The organism is Bradyrhizobium sp. UFLA05-108, from assembly GCF_059803455.1.
The window spans coordinates 1-15,785 of the sequence record NZ_JBANAZ010000098.1 but is presented as its reverse complement, the minus strand read 5'-3'; the positions used below and the strand labels follow the sequence as shown (position 1 = coordinate 15,785).

At 64.6% G+C, this 15,785-nt stretch carries 14 protein-coding genes and 1 pseudogene; 10 read left to right on the top strand and 5 right to left on the bottom strand.

Features of this window, described 5'->3' with window-relative positions; translation table 11 throughout:
• Window positions 1-105 precede the first annotated feature (105 nt).
• Together SO140_RS41585 and SO140_RS41580 are read right to left on the bottom strand one after the other, a co-directional pair.
• The gene (locus SO140_RS41585; protein ID WP_449383652.1) at window positions 106-690 is read right to left on the bottom strand and encodes a cob(I)yrinic acid a,c-diamide adenosyltransferase; all 585 of its coding nucleotides are present in this window, start codon (window positions 688-690) and stop codon (window positions 106-108) included.
• Between the two features lie 67 nt (window positions 691-757).
• The gene (locus SO140_RS41580) at window positions 758-952 is read right to left on the bottom strand and encodes a twin transmembrane helix small protein (RefSeq protein WP_027522142.1); all 195 of its coding nucleotides are present in this window, start codon (window positions 950-952) and stop codon (window positions 758-760) included.
• Between the two features lie 202 nt (window positions 953-1,154).
• Between SO140_RS41580 and SO140_RS41575 the strand changes: the two genes are divergently transcribed.
• A complete protein-coding gene (locus SO140_RS41575; protein WP_449383660.1) occupies window positions 1,155-2,015 on the top strand; it encodes a YihY/virulence factor BrkB family protein in 861 nt (286 codons plus the stop codon).
• Here SO140_RS41575 and SO140_RS41570 read toward each other — a convergent pair.
• Window positions 1,942-3,315: an ATP-binding protein gene (locus SO140_RS41570; protein ID WP_474803871.1), complete on the bottom strand. Its 1,374-nt coding sequence runs from the start codon at window positions 3,313-3,315 to the stop codon at window positions 1,942-1,944. The two genes, SO140_RS41575 and SO140_RS41570, sit on opposite strands and share 74 nt — an antisense overlap.
• A gap of 88 nt (window positions 3,316-3,403) precedes the next feature.
• The gene (gene gluQRS, locus SO140_RS41565) at window positions 3,404-4,276 is read right to left on the bottom strand and encodes a tRNA glutamyl-Q(34) synthetase GluQRS (RefSeq protein ID WP_474803868.1); all 873 of its coding nucleotides are present in this window, start codon (window positions 4,274-4,276) and stop codon (window positions 3,404-3,406) included.
• Between the two features lie 150 nt (window positions 4,277-4,426).
• On the opposite strand from gluQRS, the gene SO140_RS41560 reads away from it, so the two are divergent.
• The 9 genes and pseudogenes from SO140_RS41560 to SO140_RS41520 form a co-directional block, all read left to right on the top strand.
• A complete protein-coding gene (locus SO140_RS41560) occupies window positions 4,427-5,167 on the top strand; it encodes a DNA-3-methyladenine glycosylase family protein (RefSeq protein ID WP_449383649.1) in 741 nt (246 codons plus the stop codon).
• A complete protein-coding gene (locus SO140_RS41555; protein ID WP_474803865.1) occupies window positions 5,164-6,249 on the top strand; it encodes a DUF2855 family protein in 1,086 nt (361 codons plus the stop codon). The genes SO140_RS41560 and SO140_RS41555 overlap by 4 nt, the downstream gene beginning before the upstream one ends.
• A 77-nt stretch (window positions 6,250-6,326) precedes the next feature.
• The gene (locus SO140_RS41550; RefSeq protein ID WP_498543964.1) at window positions 6,327-8,102 is read left to right on the top strand and encodes a flavin-containing monooxygenase; all 1,776 of its coding nucleotides are present in this window, start codon (window positions 6,327-6,329) and stop codon (window positions 8,100-8,102) included.
• 89 nt (window positions 8,103-8,191) lie between these two features.
• Window positions 8,192-9,163 carry a peptidyl-alpha-hydroxyglycine alpha-amidating lyase family protein gene (locus SO140_RS41545; RefSeq protein ID WP_449383646.1) on the top strand — a complete coding sequence of 324 codons (972 nt, stop codon included), beginning with the start codon at window positions 8,192-8,194 and terminating at the stop codon, window positions 9,161-9,163.
• A 337-nt stretch (window positions 9,164-9,500) separates the two neighbouring features.
• On the top strand, window positions 9,501-10,058 hold the full coding sequence (locus SO140_RS41540; RefSeq protein WP_080135068.1) for an HNH endonuclease: 558 nt from the start codon (window positions 9,501-9,503) through the stop codon (window positions 10,056-10,058).
• A gap of 93 nt (window positions 10,059-10,151) precedes the next feature.
• Window positions 10,152-10,346 (top strand): hypothetical protein, encoded by a 195-nt coding sequence (locus SO140_RS41535; RefSeq protein WP_027522132.1) that lies wholly within the window; start codon window positions 10,152-10,154, stop codon window positions 10,344-10,346.
• A gap of 120 nt (window positions 10,347-10,466) precedes the next feature.
• On the top strand, window positions 10,467-11,714 hold the full coding sequence (locus SO140_RS41530) for a glycosyltransferase family 87 protein (protein WP_474804651.1): 1,248 nt from the start codon (window positions 10,467-10,469) through the stop codon (window positions 11,712-11,714).
• Between the two features lie 110 nt (window positions 11,715-11,824).
• Complete coding sequence (locus tag SO140_RS41525; protein ID WP_449383644.1) at window positions 11,825-12,046, top strand: dodecin; 222 nt, start codon at window positions 11,825-11,827, stop codon at window positions 12,044-12,046.
• Window positions 12,047-12,192: 146 nt separating this feature from the next.
• Window positions 12,193-13,128: pseudogene (locus SO140_RS41520) on the top strand (sensor domain-containing diguanylate cyclase); the annotation flags it as partial.
• A 12-nt stretch (window positions 13,129-13,140) separates the two neighbouring features.
• On the opposite strand, the gene SO140_RS41515 reads toward SO140_RS41520, so the two are convergent.
• The coding region (locus SO140_RS41515) for an autotransporter outer membrane beta-barrel domain-containing protein (RefSeq protein ID WP_498543963.1) at window positions 13,141-15,785 on the bottom strand (2,645 nt) is incomplete at its 5' end.

Genomic DNA, 15,785 nt, shown 5'->3' with positions numbered 1-15,785 from the left:
TGAGGGGGGTTATCAACTGGCGCGGAACCTAATGGCCCGGCCCAGTCCGGTCAACGCGCGCGGAGGCCCAAAAATTGGCTTTGCGAGCCAATCTTGGCGGTTTGCTTAGCGGTTCTGGCCCGGCACCCAGAGCACGTCGCCAGCGCCATTATGATTGGCCGCGCGGCTCGCGACAAACAGGAAATCCGACAGCCGGTTCATATATTGGATGCCAGCCGCCCCGACCGGTTCGTCCGGCTTTGCAGCGAGTTCCACCATCATGCGTTCCGCCCGGCGGCATATCGTGCGCGCGACATGGAGATGGGCGGCGGCCGGGGTTCCGCCCGGCAGCACGAAGGAGGTGAGCGGGGCGAGCTTGTCGTTCAGCGCGTCGATATCGCGCTCGAGCCGCTCGACCTGGCTTGCCACCACGCGCAACCGTTCGGCTCTCCCAGTTTTCTGGCCCTCACGCTCAGGCACCGCGAGATCGGCGCCGAGATCGAACAGATCGTTCTGGATCCGGCCGAGCATCGCATCGAGCTCAGGCCAGTCCCTGACGTGCAATCGCACCACGCCGATCGCGGCATTGGTCTCGTCCACCGTGCCATAGGCCTCGATCCGCAGATCATATTTCGGACGGCGCTCGCCGGAGCCGAGCGCGGTCGTGCCGTCGTCACCGGTTCGGGTGTAGATGCGGTTGAGAACGACCATGCTTGCCTCAGTTACTTTTGAACATGATCTTATCGGAAAATCGGTACCCACTTTTCCGGATCATGCTCTAGCGCCCCATCGCCCAGACCGCGAGCATCGCTATGACGATCGCCACGAACTGAAACAGCACGCGCAGCCGCATCAGCCTCTGCGAGGTGTTGGGCGAGCCGCCGCGCATCATGTTGACGAGACCGAGCAGCAGCACCAGCGCCACGGCGCCGACAGCCACCGGCAGGATGAAAGAACTCAGGAAGGATGCCATTAGGGGTAGATAACACTGTGTTTGCGGCTGCGCCATCGCGGCGCGATCTGGCTTTTAGGCCAATAATATCAGAAGCTAGACCGATGTTTTTTGATTTGGGCCGGCACGTGCACTTCGCCTCCCCCCGCTTGCGGGGAGGAGGAGCATCGACAGCCCGCGCAGGTGGCATGTGAGGCAGATCCGCTACCTCTACCTGGTCGTGATGGACGCATTTTACACGTTCCTGGCCGACGATGGCTGGGCGATCGCGAGCCATATCGCGCTGTCCAGCCTGATGGCGCTGTTCCCGTTCCTGATCGTGCTGACCTCGCTGGCGGGCTTTTTCGGCTCCAAGGAGCTCGCCGACCAGGCTGCCGGGTTGATGCTTGAGGTCTGGCCCAAGCAGGTTGCCGACACCCTGTCCGGTGAGATCCACGACGTTCTGACCACGACCCGCACTGACGTGCTGACTATCGGCGCGGTGCTCTCGGTCTACTTCGCCTCGAACGGCGTCGAGGCCTTACGCGTCGCGCTCAACCGCGCCTATGCGGTGGTCGAGATGCGGCGCTGGTACTGGCTGCGGCTGGAATCGATCGGCTACACGCTGGTGGCGGCCTTCACCGCGCTCGCCATGGCGTTCCTGATCGTGCTGGGGCCGCTGCTCATCGCGGCGGCGCGGCGGCACATCCCCCTGATTGTCGAATCCAACGAAAGCATCCTGACCTGGGTGCGCTACGGCATCACCATCGGGGCGCTGATCGTGGCGCTGTTCATCCTGCACGCCTTGCTGCCGGCGGGGCGACGCGGCTTCCTCCAGATCCTGCCCGGCATCGTCTTCACCATGGTGGCGTCGCTGATCTCGGGCATCGTGTTCGGGCAATATCTGGCGCGTTTCGCCAACAACTACGTGACGATGTATGCGGGGCTCGCCTCGGTGATCATCGCGCTGGTGTTTCTGTATTTCATCGCCGCGATCTTCGTCTATGGCGGCGAGCTCAACGCCGCGATCATCAAGTCGCGGCTTCCTCACGGCGTGTCGCTTCAAGCAGCGCAGTCGCTAGCGCACGCGGAGACACGGGCTTGACCAGGAAGGCGTCGGCGCCGGCCTCGCGCGAGGCCGTCTCGTCTTCGCCGCGGCCGGAAATGCCGATGATCGGGATCTGACCGAGCGGCGGACACATCGTGCGGATGCGTTTGATCGCCTCGATGCCGTCGATGCCCGGCAGCACCATGTCCATCAGCACCGCATCGAAAGCGCCTTGCGCAAGGCGACTTTCGGCATCCTCGCCGCGGCCGATGAACTCTGCATGATGGCCGAGCTCGGTCAGTATGGTGTTGAGCACGACGCGGCCGAACGGATTGTCTTCGACGCTGAGCACGCGTAAGCCCGCTGCCGCATCCTCCCCGCGACCGTCGTGCGCCCCTGACTCCGTGGATTTCTCCGAATTCGCCGAGGTCAGCGACACCGTCAACGTGAAGGTGGCGCCGCCGCCGCGCCGCGGCGCGACCGTGATGTCGCCGCCCATTGCGCGCGCAAGCTGCTTCACCGATGACAGCCCGAGCCCGGCACCGCCGAAGCGCGAGGCGATGGTGACATTGGCCTGCGAGAAGGGGCGGAACAGCCGCTTGATCTCGGCCATGGTCAGCCCGATGCCGCTGTCGGACACCGCGAAGGCGACGCCGGCCTTGTGCGCTGCCTTGGCGTTGTTCTTGGCGTTGTTCTTGGCCTTGCCACCGGCTTTGCCCTTGGCGATTGGCCATGGCATAACCGAGAGGGCGATGCCCCCTCGCTCCGTGAACTTCACGGCATTGTCGATCAGGTTTTCCAGCGCTGCACGCAGGCGGACGGGATCGCCGACCACGAGCGCGGGAAGCTTTGGCGAGATGTCGACCTGGGCCTGCAACCCCTTGGCAGCGGCCCGGCCCGCAAGCGAGTCGCCGGCAGTGCGCGCAAGCGCGCGCAGGTCGAACAGATCCTGGCCGAGTCCAGCGACGCCCTTGGCGGTCTTGGCAGCATCGACGAACAACGTCGCAAGGCTCGCAAGATGCTCCGCGCCTGCCTTGATGGTGTCAGCCCAGCGCCGCTCACGCTCGCCAAGGTCCGAGGTTGCAAGCAGATCGCTGATCGCGAGGATACCGGTCAGGGGGGTGCGGACCTCATGGGCAAAGGCCGCGAGCGCAGCCTGGACCATGTCCGCGGGGGCAGGTTTTGTGCTCACCTTGGTGCTGCGCTTGTGCGCTGTCCCGGCGCGCTGCTTTCCACGCGTGGCGGCAGGCGGCTTGGCACGCGACTTCACACGCGACCCTACACGCGACTTGGCACGCCTCTTGGGCAGCCGTCCGGACGACCGCGTGGTGCGCGTGATGCGCGTTTTCGCCGCCATGTTTCCCCTTGAACCCCGGCTCGAAAATCAGCATGGCACGGAGCGGCCCAGGGAGTCACGGAGGCGTTTTGCTAAACCCCAGAGAAACTTAACGTAATCCCACCAAGGCGCGAATGTCGGCAGGGAGCGCTCCCGCCGCACGCAAGTCGCGCAAGCCGGTGGCGCGGGTCGACTTGGAAAGCTTTTGCCCTGCAACGTCGCAGATCAGCCGGTGGTGGCGGTAGGCGGGCGCAGGCAGGCCCAGCAATTCCTGGAGCAAGCGGTGGACCGAGGTGGCATGAAACAGGTCCTGACCGCGCACCACCTCGCTCACCCCTTGCAGCGCATCGTCGACGGCGACCGAGAGGTGATAGCTGGTGGGCGTCTCCTTGCGCGCCAGGATGACGTCGCCCCAGGCCTGCGGTTGGGCAGGAATGCTGCCCTGCTCGCCCGCGGGCCCCTCGCCGGCCTCACGCCAACTGAGATCCGCCACGCGGCGGCAAGCGGCGGCCATGTCGAGCCGCAGCGCATAGGGCACGCCCGCTGAGATCAGCCGCGCGCGCTCGTCGGCGGAAAGCGATTTCGCGGTCCCCGGATAAAGCGGCGCGCCATCCGGATCGCGCGACCAGGGCTGAACAGCCTCGCGCTGCGTCACCAGCTTTGCGATCTCGGCGCGGCTTTCGAAGGCGGGATAGACGAGCCCGAGTGCGGTGAGCCTGTCCAGCGCCGCGCGATAGGCGCCAAAATGCTCCGATTGCCGCCGCACCGGCGTCTCCCAGGCGATCCCGAGCCAGGCGAGGTCCTCAAAGATCGCCGCCTCGAACTCCGGCCGGCAGCGCGTCGCGTCGATGTCCTCGATACGCAACAGGAAGCGCCCGTCCGTCTCGCGCGCGCGATCGAAGTTCACCAGCGCGGAGAGGGCATGCCCGAGATGGAGATAGCCGTTCGGGCTGGGGGCGAAGCGGAAAACGGGGGGCGTCATTCTCGGGGTACTCGTCATTGCCGGACGTAGTAGTCTGCCTGGCGCAGACTACGTAAACTTGTCTGCGCCCCGGCAATCCATCTTCCATGACTCCGTTACGATATGAGATGGATGCGCGGGTCAAGCCCGCGCATGACGAGTTGAGCAACCATGACCATCCACCTCGAAACCCAGTCTGATCTCGAAGAGGCCATTCAGGCGCTGGTCAAGCGGGACGCTCGGCTGAAGCCGGTGCTGGAGATCGCGGGCATGCCGAGCCTGCGACGGCGCGAGGCGGGATTTGCGGGGCTGGCGCACATCGTCTGCGGCCAGCAGCTCTCGACCGCGAGCGCCGGTGCGATCTGGGAGCGGCTCAACGTCGCCTTGGATCCGTTCGACCATGAGGCCGTGCGCCGCGCGCGCGCCAACCGGCTCGGACGGCTCGGCCTGTCGGCCGCCAAGATCAAGACGCTGAAACATCTGGCGCGCGAGCTCGCGGCCGAACGACTGAACCTCGACGTGCTCGCCGAAGAGGACGCCGACGCCGCGCATCACACGCTGATCGCGCTGCCCGGCATCGGGCCGTGGACCGCCGACGTCTATCTGTTGTTCTGTCTCGGCCATGGCGATGCGTGGCCCGCCGGCGATCTCGCCGTGCAGGAAGGCATCCGCATCGGGCTTGGCCTGAAGACACGGCCCACCGAGAAGCAGATGGCGCCGCTCGCCGAACCCTGGCGCCCCCTGCGCGGTGCGGCTGCACATCTGTGGTGGAGCTATTATCGCGCGGTCAAGAAACGCGAGGGCGTCATCGCCGGGGAAGCGAACGCCGTTTTAAACAATGTTGCTGTTGCAAAGCGCGCGACGGTGAAAGAGAAGATGCCAGCACGGAAAAAGCCGGGACCTTTGCCATGACATCCACCGATTTCATCGTCGCGCGCAACGATCTCGAACAATGCAAGCTGATCGAGACGGCGATCCCCGATCCACCCGCGCTGCCCGCGGATGCGCTGTTGGTGAAGGTCGAGCGCTTCGCGTTCACCGCCAACAACATCACCTATGCCGTGATGGGCGACGAGCTGAAATACTGGCAGATCTTTCCGGCGCCGCAAGGCATCGGCAACATCCCGGTGTGGGGCTTTGGCGAGGTCATTGCCTCCAAGCATCCGAACGTTGCCGTGGGTGAGAGGCTGTTCGGCTATTTCCCGATGGCAACGCATCTCGTCATCGAAGCGGTCGACGTGAGCAAGCGTGCCTTGCGCGACGGCGCCGAGCATCGCAAGCAGGTGTCCCCGGTCTACAACGTCTATTCCCGGGTCACCGGCGATCCCGCCTTTGCCGGGCACCAGGGCGATCTCCAGGCGCTGCTGCGGCCGTTGTTCATGCTGTCGTTCCTGGTCGACGATTTCCTCGCCGAGAACGACGACTTTGGCGCGCGCAGCGTGCTGCTCTCGAGCGCCTCCAGCAAGACCGCGTTCGGACTCGCGCATCTCCTGCACGGCCGCGGCCGCAAGGTGATCGGGCTGACTTCGGCGAGCAATGCAGCCTTCGTCGGCGCGCTGCCCTGCTACGATGAGGTCGTCACCTACGACCGCGTCAGCTCGCTGCCGACGGACGCACCTGTCGCGTTCGTCGACATGGCCGGCAGCAGCGCGTTGCGGGCCGAGCTGCACCACCATTTCCGCGATCGGATGGCGTGCTCGGTGCGCGTCGGCCTGACGCATCGCGCCACCGATGCCGACGAAGGCGCCCTGCCGGGCGCAAAACCGCGCTGGTTCTTCGCGCCCGACCATATCCGCAAGCGCGCGAAGGATTGGGGTCCTGGCGGCATCGACCAGCGCTTTGGCGTGGCATGGTCCGGCTTCGCACCGATGCTCGAAAAATGCCTGACCGTGGTCGAGAACCGCGGGGCTGAGGCGGTGCGGCAGATCTATCTCGACACGCTGAAGGGTCGTATTCCGCCTGAGCAGGGCCACATGCTCTCCCTACGGGGGTAGTCGGCTTTTGGCTCCTGCCAAAACGGTATAGCGTTGATCTCAGAGGAAGCGCCGCGAAGTCGGCCATGAGGTCGCGCATGCTGGACAGGACGAAGGACATTCTAGTGTCCGCGCAAACCTGGCTCGACCAGTTCGAGCAGGCGCTTGGCGACCCGAGTCACGGCGCGCTGCATAAGCTCTTCCTGGCCGACAGCTACTGGCGCGACGTGCTGGCGCTAAGCTGGAACCTGCAAACGATCGCCGGCCGCGACGCGACCGTGCGGGAATTGAGCACGCTCGCATCCGAAGCCGCGCCAAATTCTTTCGAGATCGCATCGACCCGTGCGCCGCCGCGCTGGGTGACTCGCGCCGGGACCAAGACGATCGAGGCGATCTTCTCGTTCGAAACCGCCGTCGGACGCGGCAGCGGCATCGTTCGGCTGCTGTCCGATGCCGATGACGGCGACCGCCTGAAGGCATGGACGCTGCTCACCGCGCTGGAGGAGCTGAAGGGATTTGAGGAGCAACTCAACCGCACGCGGCCGCGCGGCCAGGCCTATTCGCGCGACTTCCGCGGGCCGAATTGGCTCGATCTGCGCAAGGCATCCGGCTCCTATGCCGACCGCGATCCCGCCGTGCTCGTGATCGGCGGCGGCCAGGCGGGGCTCGCGATCGCGGCGCGGCTGAAGCAGTTGAATGTCGACACGTTGATCGTCGATCGCTGGCCACGCATCGGCGACAATTGGCGCAAGCGCTACCACGCGCTCACCCTGCACAACCAGGTCCAGGTCAATCACCTGCCCTATATGCCTTTCCCGCCGAACTGGCCGGTCTACATCCCCAAGGACAAGCTCGCCAACTGGTTCGAAGCTTACGTCGAGGCGATGGAGCTGAATTACTGGACCGGCACCGAGTTCGAAGGCGGCGCCTACGACGAGGCGAAGGGATGTTGGACGGTCACGCTACGCGGCGCCGATGGCACGACGCGGACCATGCATCCGCGTCATGTGGTGATGGCAACCGGCGTCAGCGGCATCCCGAACATGCCCGATATTCCGAGCCTGAAAAATTTCAGCGGCACGCTCGTGCATTCCAGCCGCTACGAGGACGGCGAGAGCTGGACCGGCAAGCGCGCGATCGTCATCGGCACCGGCAATAGCGGCCACGACATCGCGCAAGATCTCTACTCCAGCGGTGCCGAGGTGACGCTGGTGCAGCGCTCGGCCACGCTGATCACCAATATCGAACCCTCGGCACAGCTCGCCTACGCGACCTACAACGAGGGCACGCTCGAGGACAACGACTTGATCGCAGCCTCGATGCCGACGCCGCTCGCGAAGAAGACCCATGCAATGCTGACGGAGCAATCGAAGGCGCTCGACAAGGACCTGCTCGACGGCCTCGCCCGCGTCGGCTTCAAGCTCGATTTCGGTGAAGGCGGCACCGGTTGGCAGTTCAAATACTTGAGCCGCGGCGGCGGCTATTACTTCAACGTCGGCTGCTCCGATCTCATCGTGAAGGGCGCGGTCGGGCTCACGCAATTCGAGGACATCGAACGCTTCGTCGCCGAGGGCGCGCGGTTGAAGGACGGTGCGATCATCTCGGCCGACCTCATCGTGCTCTCGACCGGCTACAAGCCGCAAGCCTATCTGGTGCGAAAGCTGTTCGGCGATGCCGTTGCCGACCGCGTCGGCCCGATCTGGGGCTTTGGCGACGGCTTTGAGCTGTGCAACATGTATGCGCGCACGAAGCAGCCCGGCCTGTGGTTCATCGCCGGCAGCCTCGCGCAATGCCGGATCAATTCGAGATATCTCGCACTGCAGATCAAGGCGATCGAGGAAGGGATGTTGGGGCGAGATGTGGGCGCCACATAAACCGGTCGCCATTCCGGGCGCGACAAAAGTCGCGAGCCCGCATTGCGCACTTGCGCAATGTGGAACGATGAATTGTGAGGAGGACACGAATGCCAACCATACTCGGCTCGGGCGAGCATCGTTACCGCGTCGTCGAGAACTGGGCGAAGCTGCCGGATGGCTGGCAGCTCACCGATGTCGCGTCCGTCGCGGTTGACAGCAAGGACCGCATCTACGTCTTCAATCGCGGCGCCCATCCGATGGTGGTGCTCGACCGCGAAGGCAATTTCCTGCGGAGCTGGGGTGAAGGGTTGTTTGCCCGCGCCCACGGCCTGCATATCGACGCCGACGATAATCTCTATTGCACCGATGATGGCGACCACACCGTGCGCAAATGCACGACCGACGGCAAGGTGCTGCTGACGATCGGCGTCCCCGAGAAGCCTGCACCGTTCATGAGCGGCGATCCCTTCCACCGCTGCACCCATACCGCGCTGTCGCCGAAGGGCGAGATCTACGTCTCCGACGGCTACGGCAATGCCCGCGTCCACAAGTTCACCCCGGACGGCAAGCTGATGATGAGCTGGGGCGAACCCGGCACCGATCCCGGCCAGTTCAACATCGTTCACAACATCGCCACCGACGCGGATGGTTATGTCTACGTCGCCGATCGCGAGAACCATCGCGTGCAGGTGTTCGACGGCAACGGCAGATACGAGACGCAGTGGAACAACCTGCACCGGCCCTGTGCGCTGTGCTGCTGTGGCGGAAGGCAGCCGACCTTCGTGATCGGCGAGCTCGGACCCGGCATGCCGGTGAACCGCAAGGTGCCCAATCTCGGCCCGCGGCTGTCGATCGTCGATGCCAAGGGAAAACGCATCGCGCGGCTCGGCGGCGAAGATGGTCCGGGTGTCGCGAGCGGCAAGTTCCTGGCGCCGCATGGCATCGCGCTGGATTCGCAAGGCGACCTGTATGTCGGCGAGGTCGGCGTCACCGACTGGAAGACGAGCTTTCCCGACGATGAGATGCCGGCTGTCGTGCGCGCCACACGGTGTCTGCAGAAGCTGGAGCGAGTGCGCTGACCACATGCGTCATTGGGAGCGCAGCCGCAGGTCATCGTCCTCCAACGGCACTGCCGCCGACCTTCCCGATCACGACTTGCCAGATCGCGACTTGCCCGATCGCGACCTGTCCCTGACCGGCGCGCAGGCGACTCGCCCGAGAACAGCGCTACAGCATTGTTGGCGTCGCTGACGGCGAGCGGCAGTGACGCTTCCCCGAAAAGCGGCTTTTTTGCAGCGTGTTCCGGTCCGCAGAGAGCCTGAATAAGTCTCTCAGCGGGCTTCACAATCCCGTCACGCTGCATGTAGTATGTCACTACATGCTGCTTCGCAGCGATATGGAGGCCAGGAGCGTTACTTGAACGCACATGTCTCGCAAGGCAGTTGGCCGGTCTTGGTGCTGAATGCGGACTTCCGGCCGCTGAGTTACTATCCGCTGTCTCTCTGGTCGTGGCAGGACGCGATCAAGGCGGTGTTTCTCGATCGCGTCAACATCGTCGCCCACTACGACCAGGCGGTACGAAGTCCGACGCTGGAGATGCAGTTACCGAGCGTCGTCTCACTCAAATCCTTCGTCAAGCCGACCACCCATCCTGCCTTCACCCGTTTCAACGTCTTCCTGCGCGACCGCTTCAATTGCCAATATTGCGGCTCGCCCGAGGACCTCACCTTCGATCACATCATCCCGCGCAGCAAAGGCGGCCAGACCACTTGGGAGAACGTGGTCGCGGCCTGCTCTCCCTGTAATTTGCGCAAGGGCAATCTCACGCCGGCGCAGGCAAAAATGTTTCCGAGGCAGGCGGCGTTCGCTCCGACCGTGCACCAGCTCCACCGCAACGGCCGCCTCTTTCCGCCGAACTATCTGCACGATAGCTGGCTCGATTATTTGTACTGGGATACCGAGCTGGATCCGTAGGCCCCGCTCGCGCTTCGACATGACGTCTGGCAGAGAACCAACGTTGGAACCCGCAGCCTGGGAACTTTTCTGCGGTTTTGGCGTTGGCTCCGCATGACAGTTGATCATTCAGTACGCCCGCCCCGCATTCTCACGCCTGACGAGCGCAGGGCGCGGGACGAGGCGCGACGGGCTGATGCGGAGCAGGCCATGCGCGAGCATGAGGCCGCGCAGAAGGCGCTCTATTCCAATATGGAGCGGCTGAGGGCCGAGCGGCTGGCGCGTGAGGCCCGATCCCAAGGCCGATAGGTCGCGTCTCAAGGCCGGGTGGCGCTCTCCGGTTCGTTACTGTCCTTTAAGCCTCACACGGCAATCTTGAGTCCTATGGGCGATGCAGGGTCCTGCACGCCGCTACGGTCCGAGATCCTCATGCTTGCCGAAGCGCTGGAGCAGATTCAGTCCTCGCCCTCGAGGCGGGCGATCTATGTTCGCGTCATTCTCGCAGCGCTGGCGGCGATCGCCGTCGTCAAGACATTCTGGTTCGCGCGCGTCGGTCCCTGGCACTTTCGCGAGCTCGCCGATTTCGACGCGTTTCACATCGTGGCGCAACGGGTCTGGCTCGGCGATGTCGGCGAGGTGTACCGGCTCGCGACCTTCGGCAAGATGCAGGCGGACGCGGCCGGCGGCACGACCGGCGTGATGCCCTGGACCTACCCGCCACAATTCGACCTGTTGCTTGCGCCGCTCGCCTGGCTGCCGGTCGGTGCAGCGTATCTGTTGTTCACCGCGGTAACACTCGCGCTCTATCTCGCCGCGTTGCGGACGATCGCACGAGAGAATCTCGCGCAAGTCCTGATCATCTCTTTTCCCGCCCTCGCGGTCACGATCGGCTGCGGCCAGAACGGCTTTCTCACCGGCGCGCTGATCGGCCTGTTCTGTCTCACCCTGCGGAAGCGCCCGGTGCTTGCGGGCCTAGCGCTCGGCGCGATGGTGATCAAGCCGCATCTTGCGATCGCCGCAGCCGTCTATCTCATGGCGACGAGGCGCTGGACTGCGATCATCGCTGCAGCAACGGTGGTGCTCGTGAGCTCACTCGTTTGCACGCTGGTTTTCGGTCCCCAAATCTGGTCCGCACTCGTCGGCTCGGTGCAGGAATCGGCGAGCTATCTCGACCAGGGCTTTTATCAGCTCTTTCGGATGATCTCGGCCTATGCGGCGCTGCATACCGCAGGCATGCCCGCTACTGGTGCCATCTGGGGACAGATCGCCGTCGCTGCGCTTGCGCTTCTTGCGGTCGTGCTCGGCGCCTTGCGCGGGTCCCCGCCGGGCCTCGCGCTTGGCGTCACTGCAATGGCCTCGGTGATGATCAGCCCCTATGCCTATGACTACGACCTGCCGCTGCTGGGGATCGGTCTCGCGCTCGCGCTTCCAGATCTTGTCCACATCGCGTCGGCGCGCGAGCGTAGCGCGATGTATGGGCTGATCCTGCTCGCCGGCTCCTATGGGCTGGTGCTGTCGACGCAGGCGTCGGGGCAGCAAGCCGCGCCGGCCATGGCTGGCTTTGCGATGATCGCACTCCTCGCGGTGCTGTTGCACATGCTGCTGCGCGATAAGTCGGCCATTCGTGACGGCAGCACGGATCACCTACCGCGCAATGTCCTTCATGTGCCCGACTAGAAACCTGCGGCCTGGCTGCGCGTTCACCCTTGGACTTCGTTCAGGCGCAGTTTAGTCTCTTCAGACGGAAATCCTGACTTGCGCCCTGCCGGCACTCATGGAGGTTCGTCATGCCTGCTCAAGACAAGGATCACGTCTACAAGATCCTGGAACTGGTCGGATCGTCGGAAAAGTCGATCGAAGACGCGATCCAGAACGCGGTCAGCCGGGCTGCAAAAACCATCCGCGAGATGAAATGGTTTGAGGTGGTGCAGACGCGCGGCCATATCGAGAACGGCACCGTGCGCCACTACCAGGTCACGCTGCGCGTCGGCTTCACGCTCGAGGCGTGAACCGGACACATGAGGCGCGACCGCTGCGCGAGCCGCGGCGTGGTTAACATCGTCCCACGATAATCCATCGAAATATCGGGGAATCCGCCGGTCGAGAACGGACTCCGTGCAATCAGCGCGGATGTTGCAACAAGCCGTTAAGCCTGCAGCGGCAGCGCATGGCGCAGGCCCTGGCTGCCAAGGAGGCGCACTTCCGCCTGCTGGCCGAGCAATCCAGCGACATGGTGACCCGGATCGGGCTTGATAACCAACTGCTCTACGTCTCGCCGTCATGCGCGCGCGTCGTGGGCTGGTCGCCCGACGAACTCTTGGGCAACTCGGCCGTAGCCGGCATCCACCCGGAGGACCTGGAGCGGATCGAGCAAACCATCGCCGCGCTGAAGAGTGGCGAAGCCGAGGAAGCACGCTTTGTCTATCGTCAGCGGCACCGCGAGAAGGGCGAGATCTGGGCCGAGTCGGCCCTGCACGTGACGCGAACGTCCGACACCGGCGAAATCGATGGCGTCGTTGCAATCATGCGAGATGTGACCGAGCAGAAGGATCTTCAGGACAGGCTCGGTCTGACCGGACTCGCCAACCGCCGGGCATTCGACGAGCGGCTGGCGGAGGAATGGGCGCGCGCCCGCCGCGACGGCACGCAGCTCTCGCTGCTCTTGATCGACGTCGATCATTTCAAGAAATTCAACGACCATTGCGGGCACCTCGCGGGTGACGGCTGCCTGCGTGCGCTGAGCAAGATTCTGGCCGTGCATGCGCGGCGCCCGGCCGGCCTCGCCGCACGCTACGGCGGCGAGGAATTCGCGCTGCTGTTGCCGAACACCGGCGCCGAAGGTTGCATCAGGGTCGGCGAGGAGATCCGCGAGGCGCTGCGAGAGCTTGCCATGCTCCATGCGCAGAATCCACCGTCCCGGCTGGTCACGGTGAGCGTGGGCGTGGCGACTGGACTGCCGTCTCAGAGTACGACTGACAGCAGCGCGTTGGTGGCAGCCGCCGACCGCGCGCTCTATGCTGCCAAGGACAGCGGCCGCGACCGGCTGGTGATGTCGGGCCAGGTCGTGCCGTGGCCGGCGAAGAGCGCGTGAGGAGATGACCGTTTACCACGCGTAGCGAACGCCGCCCTTGCCGGCATAGCTGCGCATGGCGTTCGAAAACTCGCCCTCGAAGCTTGCTGCCGCGGACCACCCGTTCAGCCACTTCATCTCCACCGCAGCAGTGGTGAGCGCGGCGTCCCGCGCTTGTGCTGCGCCATTGACGACGAAGCTTGCGCCAGGCAGCGCCTGGAAGGTTGCGGCGATCGAACGATCCGGATTGAAATCATGCGCCCAGCCAAAACGCCCGCGCAGCGTCAACACGCCATTTTGCATCGCGAAGGATTTATCGCTGCGCAGGCCTAGCTCGCCGCGGGTATCCGTTACGCTCTTGGCAGAGTAGTTCAAAGCAAACGCGGCCGCGCCGGAAATGACCTGCTCGGCATAGGCCGGTAGATCGAATGTCGTGAATTGCGCCGCGCCATAGGGCGTCAGGCCGATTCCGCGGATCCACGGCGCAATGTAGCGATAACCGCCTTCGAGGCGACCGGAATATGCATTCGCGTTGAACTCGGCGCGGAGATGATCGGCGCCGGCGATCGTCACGGTGCGATCGGTGGTGATGTCTTGCCAACCATAGGCCAGCGCCGCGGAGATGTAGGCAGCGCCATCGGTGTGGCGCAGATAGGCACCAGCCTGGAACAAGTCGGAGCGACCGGAGCCACCATTGGCCACGCTGAAATTGGTCCCGCCGCCGGCCAGCGCAAAGCCGACTGACGTATGTGCCGAGACCCAGTAATCGGCCCCGACGGCGGTCCCAAACACGCGACTCGTGGTGTCGTTCGAGCCGGTCGTCGCATTGCCGGCTGTCGATTGCGATCCGCCAAAGGCGGAAGCCCATACGCTCCAGTGCGGCTCGAGGGCCTGCGGCGGCGTCTTGGCGAGCATGGCAAACGCATCGATTCGCTTGTGTCCGGTATAGGCGCTTGCCTGCTCCTCGTCCGCAAAGCCGGTCGTGCCGCTGGCCGATCCCGGCCCGTTATCCCGCTGTGTGAAGGGATCGGTGAGCAGGCCCATGAACTGGGTCATCGCGGCAAACGTGGTCTGCTGCGAGCCCGTTCCCGATTCGCCAGCGGCTTGCGTCAGGCCGGCCGGAGTGAACCCGGCGTAGACTGCGGCTATTCCGCCGTTGGCGTTGAAGAAGCTCGTCAGCGCGTTGCCGACGCGTTGCTGATTGCCGTTGAGCCCGGACGGAATCGAATAGTTCAGGGCAAGGTCCAGATAGACGTCGTTGGCATCGTAGCTCAACGCGACACTTCTGATATTGCTTGGCAAACCGGTCGTGACCAGCGAGCCGAACGTGCCGCTGACCCCACCACTCGCGGTCAGGATGGTGTAGCGCTTGGAGATGTAGCTGCCGCTTGCGAAGACTGCGTCGACGGTGGCACCGCCGAGTGTCGCCACACCGGCGACGGATGCGAACGAAGCTGCCGAGGGACTGACCTGAACCAGATAGACGGCGCCGGATGCGAGGGCGAGGCTGCCGCTCACGACCATCGACGTCCCCGCCGTGCCATTGCCCGGCGCAAAGATGGCGCCGCCGTCGATGACGGTAGCGCCGACCGTGCCGCTACCGCTGAGCGCCGCGCCGCTCTGGACAGTGACCTGGCTGGATGATGCTATCGATCCGTCGACCTGCAACGTGCCGCCGCTGACGATTGTCGCGCCGGTATAGGAGTTGCTGCCGGAGAGCAGCAGCAGGCCGATGCCGGTCTTGGTCAGCGCGATCGATCCCGCGCCGTCCTGGATCGTTCCTGAAAAGACAGTTGAGGTGGTATCGCCGCCCGTGGTCAGCGTGGCCGCAGCGCCGCTATTGGTGACGATGCCGGCGCCAGCGAGCGAACCGATCGCGTTGGAGAAACCAGCGAGATCGAGCACCGCGCCGCTCGCAACCGTCACCGCAGAGTTGTTACCGAAGGCGCTGGTCGAGCCGGCTTGCAGGATGCCGGCGTCCACAACGGTCGGGCCGGTGTAGATATTCGCGCCAGAGAGGATAAGCGTGCCAGCATAGCCGCTCGCTTCGTTAACGACGACGTCGCCGGAGCCGGACAGCACACCCGTCAGGTTGACTGTGCTGCCAGCGAGAATGTTGTAGATGGGATCTCCGGCCGCAACGATGTTGTTGGCAATCGTGAAGCTGCCATTGAAAGTGACTGTGACGCCGGTGGCGCCGCCGTTGAGCGTCAACGTACCGGTACCGAGCGCATGGGCGTCACCGACGACAAGTGTTGAGCCCTCGTTGATGGTGGTGCCGCCGCCATAGGAGTTCGCTGCGGAGAGCGTCAGCACGCCCGCGCCGCTCTTGGTGATCGAGCTCTGCCCGCCCGTGCCCCCAAAGCCGTCCGCGATGCTACTGCCGCCGGAGCCGCTCTGGTCGGCGATGACATCGGAGAGGGTGAAGTTGCCGGCGCCGAAGGCCAAAGCCGAGCCCTGCACGAAAAAGCCCGAGCCGAACGCGGAGCCGGTGTTGGCGCCTGAACCACCCGTCACGCTGTTGCCCGTGGCGTTGCCGCTGCCGTTGATGGTCAGCGTGCCGCCCTTAGCGACAAAGACAGCGCCGCCCATGGCCGCGCCACCGCCGCCTCCGGCCGAGCCTCCATCACCGGCGCCGAACCCGGCTTGGCCTGCGGTGGGACCCGACCCACCACCAC